The sequence below is a fragment of the Kitasatospora sp. NPDC091257 genome (assembly GCF_044757675.1).
Classification (GTDB): domain Bacteria; phylum Actinomycetota; class Actinomycetes; order Streptomycetales; family Streptomycetaceae; genus Kitasatospora; species Kitasatospora lactacystinica.
In genome coordinates this window covers 1-1,312 of sequence record NZ_JBIVVI010001748.1, presented here as the reverse complement: position 1 = coordinate 1,312, position 1,312 = coordinate 1, and the positions used below count along the sequence as shown (strand labels likewise).

Below are 1,312 nucleotides of genomic sequence, written 5' to 3'. Positions count from 1 at the left end.
CCCACCGGTTCGGCGGGAACCCCCAGGTAGACGGCGCGCAGCTCGGCGAGCACCGGGTGGGCGGGGTCGAAGGCGGTGCCGTCCACGGCCGCCAGCGGACACACCCCGACACCCGCGTTCACCGCGAAGGCGGCGGTGAAGCGGTCCAGCCCGCCGGCGGCCAGCGGCTCGCGGGACTGCGGACCCCGGTAGGCGCCGGACAGCAGGGCCTCGGTCACGCCCGGCAGGCTCGGCCCCTGCGGCCAGACCAGCTTCTCCTCGGCCAGGAAACCCACGTTCCAGGTCGCGCCCTCGACCACCAGGCCGTCCTCGTCGACCAGCAACACGTCGTCGAAGCCCGCCAGTTGGGCCAGGCGGCGGTGGTGCACCAAACCGAACAGGCCGACGTGCTTCACCTCCGGCAGCTCCCGCCGGTACGCCGCGGTGCGGACCCGCAGCGGGGCGGGCGCGGCCGCCGTGGCCGGGCGGGTGGTCACCAGCAGGGCGGGTGCGGCCGGGGCCGCGGGGCGCTCCAGGCCGAGCTCCGGGTCGTACACGGTGACCCGGACGGTCACCGGCGCGCCGTCGGCGGGCAGCACCGCGCCGATCCGCTCCCGCACCGCCGCCCGGTCCAGCTCGGCGCCGAACAGCACCCGGCAGTCCCGGACCAGCCGGTCCAGGTGCAGCGCCAGACCGCGCACCCGGCCCTCCTCCGCCCGCAGGGTGGTGAAGTGCCCGTAGTTGAGCAGCCCCAGCGCGGCCAGCCGCGCCGGGTCGGCAGGGGCGCCGTCGATCTCGATCTCAGCCATCCCCCGAGTCTGCCAGCTGCGGGAATGCCGACGGAGCCTGCTCCGGCAGCCCCGACCGAGGCGGCCCCGACCGAGGCGACTCGGAGCGCGGCGGCCCGGAGCGCGACGGCCCGGAGCGCGGCGGCCCGGAGCGCGACGGTCCGGACTGCGGCGGCTCGGACTGCGGCGGCGACGCCGGGCGGTACGGGCTCACCATCGGCCGGCCCGCCTTCCGGGCCGCCCGCTCGAACTCCTCGATCCGGTACGCCAGGCCCTCCGGCTCCCCCGCGTCCGACCAGCGCCACGCCTCCGCCCACCACTGCGGGCCGCGCACCAGCGGGCGGCCGGCCAGCGCCAGGCACAGGGCCAGCGTGGAGCGGGCGTACTCGTGCACCCAGCCGTCGCAGCCCCGGTAGTCCGCCGTCTCGTCCAGCCGCAGCCAGCGGCCCTCCTGCCCGGCGGCCAGTATCGGCACCCAGCCGCGCAGCCGGTCGGCGACCAGCAGGAGCAGCCGGCCGTCCTCCTCCCGCACCCGGTGCACGGGG

1 protein-coding gene and 1 pseudogene are annotated in these 1,312 nt (G+C 77.9%); both read right to left on the bottom strand.

Going from position 1 to position 1,312, the window contains the following annotated elements:
* A partial coding sequence (locus ACIQOV_RS41750; protein ID WP_401056409.1) for an aminotransferase class IV occupies nt 1-788 on the bottom strand: 788 nt, incomplete at its 3' end.
* Nucleotides 781-1,312 (bottom strand): annotated as a pseudogene (locus ACIQOV_RS41745) (hypothetical protein); the annotation flags it as partial. The gene ACIQOV_RS41750 and the pseudogene ACIQOV_RS41745, both read right to left, overlap by 8 nt.